Raw genomic sequence first — 8,474 nt, forward strand, 5'->3', positions numbered from 1 at the left:
GCGCAATCTCGCTGACCCAAAATGAGGGGCGACATCTTACCACAGTGCGCGGCCCTTCTTGATGGGGGAGTCCATGAGGCCATAAAAAAACCGGCACAAGGCCGGTTTTTGACGAACAGGGGAATAACTCAGGGCAAGATGCGGGGGCTCCACTCCAGCCACTCTTTCTCTGCCTTGGCATGAAGCGGATAACGATGGCCCGCCTTGACGGTCGCGCCCATTTCCCGCTCCGGCGTATTGAAGGCAATCCCGCCTGCCAGCAGGCTTTGCACCGTTTCGACCTCGATGGTGCCACCGGTCAGCCCGATATCGGCCTTGACCCCGGAGACATTCCAGAAGCGGCTATTGGCGCGTATCAGATGGGCGTACTGTCCATCCACATTCACATCGATCAGTACCTCACTGCCATCCCGGGCCAGGGTCACGCCGGTGACGCTGCCCACCACCATCTTGCGAAACAGCAGGGGGCTGCCCACGCTGATGCCATCGACGGAGGGGCTCTTGAGGGTCAGGGCAAGACCGGCGGGGCCACTCTGGCTCAAGGGGAAGGTCTCCTTGCCAGCCCCCCGGCCCGGTGTCGCCTCCACAAAGGCCCCCTTGATCAGGGTATCGAGGTGGGCAACCCCCCCCAGCCCGACCTTGGCCTGCACCAGGGCATAGCGTGCCCCGGATTGCAGGAAACGCGCGGCATATTGCTCATTCAGTTCGGCCTTGAAGCTTACCTGGCCCAGGGTCGGGTCCAGTTCCACCTGCTCTACTTTGCCGATGTCCACTCCGCGATAGCGGATGGGGCTGCCAACCCCGAGACCCGGGTTGTGATCCGCCGTGAGCGTGAGGGTACGCACCTGGGAGCTTGCCTGCTCCTTGCTGTCAAAGAGCTGATGACTGCTGCGACCTGTCCCCAGCTTGTCGAATTCGATGGCACCACGCAGCAGGGTGGCGAGGTTCCCCATCTTGACCTGCACGCCATCGAGCCGGATCTTGCCGTCGATGGCGGCCTTCTTCCAGAACTGGGGTTGCTGCTTGAGCAAAGGAGCATAGATGGCATCGATCTCCAGGGTGATGGCCACACCGCGATCATCGGCATCCAGCGCCTTGACCTTGCCCGCTTCCAGTCCCAGGTAGAGGACGGGGGAGCCCACACCGATACCATCAGCCTGAGCGGCACGCAGCGTCCAGCTGACCGCTTTGGCATGGCGGCTCCCAAGCAGGGCTAGCTCCTGGCTGGGGTAGAGTCGGTCAATCCTGTCACCCTTCGCAGCCTGTACCAGCTTGATGCCCCCCGCCAACCAGGCACTGGCCGGGCTGGTCTCCACCTTGATACCGCTGAGGTCCGCCTCCACCTGCAAGGGGGCGGCGCGATAGAAGCGAGCCCGTTGCAGCAGATGGCGATAACGCTCGTTCACCAGCAACTCGACACTGGCATTGCCGCCGGCATCCAGGGTCAGTGCCCCGAGCTGACCTATCTGTAACCCCTTGAACCAGAGCGGAGCCCCTTCGCTCAAACCGGCGAGATCCTCTGCCTGCAGGGTCAGCTTGATGCCGCCGCGCTGTGCCTGGCTCTCCAGGGTCATGGTGTTGACCCGTTTACCGGGTTCATAGTCCAGGCGAATGGCGGGCCCGGCCAGCAGGCGATCCGCGTGCTTGATCCCGGCAGGGGAGAGAGAGACCGTCTCCCACACCAGACGACTCTTGCCGGTCACCCGGAACGCCTGTTCGGGGTTGATGAGGGCCGTCACGCTCCGTCCCTGTTCGGTGAGGCGAATAGGGTCGACTCGTCCAATCTCGATGCCCTCATAGAGGATGGGCATCCCTTCCTTGATGGGCAGAGTCCCAGCCTGGATGGTGATGCGCTCACCCCGGGCGGCCTCGGCCAGCCCCTTGTAGAGGATGAAGTTGACCCCCTTTTGCGCCACGGGAGAATCCTTGGGGGAGTCAAACGCAATGCCACCGCTCAGGATGGAGGTGAGGCTGCCCGCCTCCACGCTGACGCCAGCCAGGCTGAAGGAGCCCTTGATGCCGCTGATGTTCCAGAAGCGAGTATCCGCCTTGACGAGGTGCTCGAAGCGCGGCTCGATCACCAGATCCAGGATCACGTTCTGGTTCTCTTCCCCAAGACGGGTGTTGATGACACTGCCCACCTCCAGCCCGCGGAAATAGATCTTGGCGCCGATGCCCACCGACCCCAGAGAATCGGCTGTCAGGTGCAGGGTGCGCCCTTGGGCCTGATAACCGGGGGGAGGGCCATCCAGGGCATCGAACTCATCCTCCAGCGGGTTGTTCTCCCGTCCGGGTTGCAGGTTGATGTAGTTGCCGGACACCAGGGTGTCCAGGCCGGAGATCTCGGTCAGTGACGCCTTGGGACTCACCAGCCAGAAGTCGGAGCCCTTGCGTATGAGGGAGCGGGCACGGCTGTCCACCTTGGCCAGCACCGCAATCTTGCGACCATCCTGTGCCAGTTCCAGCTCCTGGACCACGCCGATGGCGACCCCCTGATAGCGCAACTGGGTCTTGCCCGGCAAGATACCGTTGCCCTGGGCAAAGTTGATGCGAATGAGTTGACCACTGCTCGTCCACTGCTGGTAGAGAAAGCCTCCCGCCAGCAAGAGGGCGATGAAGGGCAGCAACCAGACCGGGGATAACCAGCGGTGCTTCTCAATGACGGGCTCAGCCCCGACCATACCGACTCCTTACATTGGCTGTGATGCACAGCACGTTCGACACAAAAAACATTAACGGGCCGCCTTGTCCCACAACAGGCGGGTATCGAGCATCCTGGCCGACATCATGGTGAGCACCACCACGCCGGCGAATGCCGTCGCCCCGGGGCCGGCACGCACGTTGAGCAGCACGCCGCGATCCACCAGGGCCACCATCAGCGAGATGACGAACAGGTCCAGCATGGACCAGCGTCCGATGAAATCGATGATGCGGTACATGACGAGCTGGCGTTTGCGGCGCACCGGCTTGCTGCGCTGCAACTGCCAGCAGATCCAGCCAAGACCCAGGATCTTGCCGATGGGCACAATGATGCTCGCGGTCAGTACTATGGTGGCGATGCCGGACATCTTGCTGCGATAGAGCGCCATGATACCGCTGAAAATGGTATCGGACTGCAATAATCCCTTGTTGTAGAAGTGGGTGATGGGCAGCAGGTTTGCAGGCAATAACATGAAGGTGGCCAGCGCCAGCAGGCCCCATGACCAGGCGAGGGAATGGGGAATGCGCATCTGCAAGGGAGTGTGACAACGAGGGCAGCTCATGCCGTGTTGATGGCGCACCAGCAACCCGCAGGTATGGCAGCGGCAAAGCCCCAGTTCACGGGCGCTGATCGGGGACATGGTCCGGCTCCCGGGAGGCATGTTGCAGCGGAATCCGCTCCCAGTAAGGGGCAGGGTCAAAGAGGATCAGCAGCGTCATGTTGAGCAGCATCAGACAACCCAGGCTCAGCAGACCGCCTCCCAGGCGCACGTCGGCGATGTCGATAAGCTTGAACAGGGCGACCAGCAGGCTGACGATGTACACCTCCAGCATGGCCCAGTGACGAAATACCTCGACCGCTTTGAGGGTCCACGCCAGCAGATGCCAGCGCTTGGCCAGGCCGGAGGCGAGGGCAAAGATCCCGAGCAGCAGCCCTGTCGGTGCCAGCACGGCGCACCAGAGCACCAGTGTTGCCACCCAGAGCTCGCTCTCGGCATACAGCATCATAATCCCCTTGATCAGGTTGGCGTCCGAGTTCACGCCCGCCAGACGAAGATAGATCAAAGGCTCAAAAAACGCGGAAGGCAGCAACAGGAATCCGGTGATGGTCAGCGCCATCAACTGGGAAGGGCGAAAGGCATAGCGCCCATACAGATGCTGATGACAGCGGGGGCAATGGGCGTGACGGCGCAGCGGCAGCAACTTGCGTTCGATCAGCAAGTCACAGGCCGGACAGACAATCACCGAGTGCGGATCCGACATACGATTCAACCTGTTGAAGGAATTGATGAAATTTACCTTAAAACGCCTGCCCTGTCTTGCCGCGCTGCACACCCCCCTTTGAAAAGGCTATGTCCCAATTACGTGTTGCATGGGGCGCCCCAGCGCCTCATGCAAGCAACGTGGTACATTCACTTCCCGCCCGTAGCGCTCCAACATCCTTCGCCAACCCAGATAATTTCTCAGATAGTGGGTCGCTACCCCATGGAACCGCTCCATCCACTCTTTCAACCGACGGTGATATCCGTTTACATGCTGGATATGGGGTCGCCTCAGAAAACGGAAAATAAAGCACGCTAAGCCGGTTGCAACGGTCGTAGCGGCCTGAACTTGCCCGCGCCGATCTTGGCGCTGCTGCGCCAGAGGTAATCGCCGGTCAGGTTGATGTGTTCCCAGCCGAGCGGCGACAGGTATTGCAATAGCGCGTCATCGACAGCATGCCCGTTGCCACGCAACGCATGTGCTGCGCGCTCCAGATAGACCGTGTTCCACAACACGACGGCCGCCGTCACCAGGTTGAGGCCGCTGGCCCGGTAGCGCTGCTGCTCGAAGCTGCGGTCGCGGATTTCGCCCAGACGGTTGAAGAATACGGCGCGGGCCAGCGCGTTGCGCGCTTCGCCCTTGTTCAGTCCAGCGTGGACGCGGCGGCGCAGCTCCACGCTTTGCAACCAGTCCAGGATGAACAGCGTGCGTTCGATGCGCCCCAGCTCGCGCAGGGCGATGGCTAAGCCGTTCTGGCGCGGATAGCTGCCGAGTTTCCGAAGCATCAGCGAGGCTGTCACCGTGCCCTGCTTGATCGAGGTCGCCAGCCGCAGAATTTCATCCCAGTGGGCACGAATAGCCTTGATGTTCAGCCTGTCGCTGCTAATCATCGGTTTGAGCGCGTCATAGGCGGTATCCCCCTTGGGGATGAACAGCTTGGTGTCGCCCAGGTCACGGATGCGCGGCGCAAAGCGGAAGCCCAGGAGATGCATCAGGGCAAAGACGTGATCGGTGAAGCCTGCCGTGTCGGTGTAGTGTTCCTCGATGCGCAGGTCGGACTCGTGGTACAGCAGGCCGTCAAGTACATAGGTCGAGTCGCGCACGCCGACATTGACCACCTTGGTGTGGAACGGCGCGTACTGGTCGGATATATGGGTGTAGAAGGTTCGCCCAGGGCTGCTGCCATATTTCGGGTTGATGTGACCGGTACTCTCGGCCTTGCTCCCGGTTCGGAAGTTCTGGCCGTCCGACGATGACGTGGTGCCGTCGCCCCAGTGTTCGGCGAAGGGATGCCGGAATTGGGCGTTCACCAACTCGGCCAGCGCTGTCGAATAGGTTTCGTCGCGGGTATGCCAGGCTTGTAGCCAGGCGAGCTTGGCGTAGGTCGTGCCGGGGCAGGACTCGGCCATCTTGGTCAGGCCCAGGTTGATCGCGTCGGCCAGGATGGTGGTCAACAGCAGATTTTTGTCCTTGGCCAGATCGCCCGATTTCAGGTGCGTGAAGTGGCGGGTGAAGCCCGTCCACTCATCGACTTCGAGCAGCAGTTCGGTGATCTTGACGTGTGGCAGGATCATGGCTGTCTGGTCGATCAGCGCCTGCGCGGTGTCGGGTACCGCCGCATCCAGCGGCGTGATCTTCAGGCCCGACTCGGTGATGATCGCATTCGGCAGGTCGTTGGCCGCTGCCATGCGGTTGACCGTGGCAAGCTGCGCTTCAAGCAGCGTCAGGCGGTCGTGCAGGTACTGGTCGCAGTCGGTGGCCACGGCCAGCGGCAATGCGCTGGACTGCTTGAGGCTGGCGAACTTCGCGGGCGGCACCAGGTAGTCCTCGAAGTCCTTGAACTGGCGCGATCCCTGCACCCAGATGTCGCCCGAGCGCAGCGAGTTCTTCAGCTCGGACAGCGCGCACAGCTCGTAGTAGCGCCGGTCGATACCCGCGTCAGTCATCACCAGCTTCTGCCAGCGCGGCTTGATGAAGTCGGTCGGGGCATCGGCAGGCACTTTGCGGGCGTTGTCGGTGTTCATGCCACGCAGTACCTCGATGGCATCGAGCACGTTCTTGGCGGCGGGTGCGGCCCGCAGCTTGAGCACGGCAAGGAATTCCGGCGCGTAGCGGCGCAAGGTGGCGTAACTTTCGCCGATGCGGTGCAGGAAATCGAAGTCATCGGGCTGAGCGAGCTTCTGCGCCTCGGTGACGCTTTCGGCGAAGGCATCCCAGGACATGACGGCCTCGATGGCGGCGAACGGATCGCGGCCAGCTTGCTTGGCCTCGATCAGCGCCTGGCCGATGCGCCCGAACAGCCGCACCTTGGCGTTGATCGCCTTGCCGGATGCCTGAAACTGCTGCTGATGCTTGTTTTTGGCGGCGTTGAACAGCTTGCCCAGGATGCGGTCGTGCAAGTCGATGATTTCGTCGGTGACCGTGGCCATGCCCTCGATGGCCAGCGCCACGAGGGTGGCGTAGCGCCGTTGCGGCTCGAACTTGGCTAAGTCGGCGGGCGTCATCTGGCCACCCTCACGGGCGATCTTGAGCAGGCGGTTCTGGTGCACCGACCGCTCGATACCGGAAGGCAGATCGAGCGCCTGCCACGCCTTGAGGCGTTCGATGTGTTCCAGCATGTGCCGCGAGTTCGGTTTAACCGGCGACTGGCGCAGCCAGGCCAGCCAGGTCGTCTTGCCGTTGTCCCGGCGCCTGAGCAGATCGTCGAGGCGGCGGCGATGCGTGTCCGACAGTGGTTCGGCCAAGGCGTCATAGATGCGCCGGTTGGCGCGAGTGATGGCCTCGGCGCTAGCGCGCTCGATGGCGTTGAGCGCGGGCAGGATGATCGACTGTCGCCGCAGATGCTCAACCAAGGTGCTAGCCAGCACGATGCCTTTGTCGGTTTGCATGGCCAGGTCGGTCAGCGTGTGCACGGCCTGCCGGTAGTGGCTCATGGTGAACGGCTGGAAGCCAAACACCGTTTGCAGCTCGACCAGGTGCTCGCGCCGGGTCTGCTCCCGCTGCCCGTAGTCGTCCCAGCTTTCGACGCCGACCTTGAGCTGGTCGGCGACCAGTTTCAGTAGGGGCAAAGACGGCGCCTGATCGACACCAAGGAAGATTCCGGGAAAGCGCAGGTAGCAGAGCTGCACGGCAAAGCCCAAGCGATTCGCAGGCCCGCGCTGCTGGCGGATGATGGAGAGATCGGTATCGCTGAACGTGTAATGTCGAATTAGGTCGTCCTTGGTGTCCGGCAACGCCAACAGGCTTTCCCGCTCGGCGGCGGACAGTATGGAACGACGAGGCATATTTATTGATCCAATTTCAAGTATTGATACAGGGTCTCCCGGCTGACACCAAATTCACGGGCCAGCTTCGCTTTTTGCTCGCCCGCCGTGACGCGCCGTTTCAGTTCAGCAATCTGTTCACCGCTCAGAGACTTCTTTCGACCTCGGTAGGCTCCGCGTTGCTTAGCGAGCGCGATGCCTTCGCGCTGCCGCTCACGGATCAAGGCCCGCTCGAATTCGGCGAATGCCCCCATGACCGACAGCATCAGGTTCGCCATCGGTGAATCCTCGCCGGTGAAGGTCAGGCTTTCCTTGACGAACTCGATGCGCACGCCGCGCTTGGTCAGCTTTTGTACGAGGCGGCGCAAGTCATCGAGGTTGCGCGCCAAGCGATCCATGCTGTGAACCACCACGGTGTCGCCTTCGCGCACGAAGGCCAGCAGCGAATCAAGCTCGGGCCGCTGGGTGTCCTTGCCCGACGCCTTGTCGGTGAACACCCTGCCGACTTCGACATGCTCCAGTTGCCGCTCCGGGTTCTGGTCGAAGCTGCTGACCCGGACGTAGCCGATGCGTTGACCCTGCAAGATACCTCCAAATACGAAAGTGTCAGGAAGAAATCTATGACCTTTCGCCGCAGGTGTCAAGAAACACAAAAGTTAACTCTATTCTGACGTTGCTGTCGTTTTCAGAAGACGGCTGCACTGAACGTCAGAAGCCGACTGCACTATAGCAGCGGAGGGGTTGGATCCATCAGGCAACGACGGGCTGCTGCCGGCCATCAGCGGACGCAGGGAGGACTTTCCGCAACCGGCCGTTCGATGCGGCACCGATGGCCTTCGCGCAGGGGTAGTGAATCCGCCAGGATTGACTTGCGCTGCCCTACCTCTCACTAGTGAGGGGCGGCAGCGCATCAAGCGGTGAGCGCACTCCGGCACCGCCAACTTTCAGCACATGCGTGTAAATCATCGTCGTAGAGACGTCGGAATGGCCGAGCAGATCCTGCACGGTTCGAATGTCGTAACCGCTGCGGAGCAAGGCCGTCGCGAACGAGTGGCGGAGGGTGTGCGGTGTGGCGGGCTTCGTGATGCCTGCTTGTTCTACGGGGCACTGTTGCAAATAGTCGGTGGTGATAAACTTATCATCCCCTTTTGCTGATGGAGCTGCACATGAACCCATTCAAAGGCCGGCATTTTCAGCGTGACATCATTCTGTGGGCCGTACGCTGGTACTGCAAATACGGCATCAGTT

5 protein-coding genes and 3 pseudogenes are annotated in these 8,474 nt (G+C 61.5%); 1 reads left to right on the top strand and 7 read right to left on the bottom strand.

The genetic code is table 11. From position 1 onward, the window contains the following. Positions 1-128: 128 nt before the first annotated feature. The 7 genes and pseudogenes from J9889_RS13625 to J9889_RS13655 all read right to left on the bottom strand — a co-directional run. Positions 129-2,681, bottom strand: coding sequence for an MlaD family protein (locus tag J9889_RS13625; RefSeq protein ID WP_041205787.1), 2,553 nt, complete (start codon positions 2,679-2,681; stop codon positions 129-131). Positions 2,682-2,732: 51 nt separating this feature from the next. Continuing rightward, on the bottom strand, positions 2,733-3,341 hold the full coding sequence (locus tag J9889_RS13630) for a paraquat-inducible protein A (RefSeq protein ID WP_010674753.1): 609 nt from the start codon (positions 3,339-3,341) through the stop codon (positions 2,733-2,735). After that, positions 3,319-3,963, bottom strand: coding sequence for a paraquat-inducible protein A (locus tag J9889_RS13635; RefSeq protein WP_010674754.1), 645 nt, complete (start codon positions 3,961-3,963; stop codon positions 3,319-3,321). Before J9889_RS13635 ends, J9889_RS13630 begins: the two co-directional genes overlap by 23 nt. Before the next feature lie 87 nt (positions 3,964-4,050). Then, a pseudogene (locus tag J9889_RS13640) lies at positions 4,051-4,245 on the bottom strand (IS1595 family transposase); the annotation flags it as partial. Between the two features lie 32 nt (positions 4,246-4,277). Continuing rightward, positions 4,278-7,247 carry a Tn3 family transposase gene (locus tag J9889_RS13645; RefSeq protein ID WP_210557027.1) on the bottom strand — a complete coding sequence of 990 codons (2,970 nt, stop codon included), beginning with the start codon at positions 7,245-7,247 and terminating at the stop codon, positions 4,278-4,280. 2 nt (positions 7,248-7,249) lie between these two features. Next, on the bottom strand, positions 7,250-7,810 hold the full coding sequence (locus J9889_RS13650) for a recombinase family protein (protein WP_003055107.1): 561 nt from the start codon (positions 7,808-7,810) through the stop codon (positions 7,250-7,252). A gap of 295 nt (positions 7,811-8,105) precedes the next feature. Next, positions 8,106-8,327, bottom strand: a pseudogene (locus tag J9889_RS13655) (tyrosine-type recombinase/integrase); the annotation flags it as partial. Positions 8,328-8,392: 65 nt separating this feature from the next. Between J9889_RS13655 and J9889_RS13660 the strand changes: the two are divergent. Further along, a pseudogene (locus tag J9889_RS13660) lies at positions 8,393-8,474 on the top strand (IS6 family transposase); the annotation flags it as partial.

The sequence above is a fragment of the Aeromonas sp. PrichA-15 genome, assembly GCF_017939245.1.
Classification (GTDB): domain Bacteria; phylum Pseudomonadota; class Gammaproteobacteria; order Enterobacterales; family Aeromonadaceae; genus Aeromonas; species Aeromonas caviae.

Bases quoted from the DNA above. Each gene is read 5' to 3' on its own strand.
- J9889_RS13645 (WP_210557027.1), bottom strand. From the start codon at position 7,247: ATGCCTCGTCGTTCCATACTGTCCGCCGCCGAGCGGGAAAGCCTGTTG.
- J9889_RS13625 (WP_041205787.1), bottom strand. From the start codon at position 2,681: ATGGTCGGGGCTGAGCCCGTCATTGAGAAGCACCGCTGGTTATCCCCG.
- J9889_RS13635 (WP_010674754.1), bottom strand. From the start codon at position 3,963: ATGTCGGATCCGCACTCGGTGATTGTCTGTCCGGCCTGTGACTTGCTG.
- J9889_RS13630 (WP_010674753.1), bottom strand. From the start codon at position 3,341: ATGTCCCCGATCAGCGCCCGTGAACTGGGGCTTTGCCGCTGCCATACC.